Genomic DNA, 245 nt, shown 5'->3' on the forward strand with positions numbered 1-245 from the left:
GTGACCACTTGCGAGGTCGAAGTGCGATCCAGCGTGGGGTAGGTCTGCGTCGTGCCGACCTGCTTGTAGTAGCCGTCGAACTGCTTGCTGGCGCGTGCCGCCACGCGGATGCCCAGCGTGTCACTCAGCGGGGTGGAGACGATCGCCTCGCCGTAGACCTGCTTCGCCGCGAATTCGTAGCCGCCGCGCGCGATCACTTCCAGCTTGTCGCCGGGGTCCGCCGTGGTGATCGAGACGACGCCCGC

The 245-nt window shown here is 67.3% G+C and carries 1 protein-coding gene; it reads right to left on the reverse strand.

Going from position 1 to position 245, the window contains the following annotated elements:
- On the reverse strand, positions 1 to 245 hold a 245-nt coding region (locus ACYPYD_RS28025; protein ID WP_459666544.1), incomplete at both ends, for a hypothetical protein.

This window comes from Novosphingobium sp. 11B (assembly GCF_054589055.1).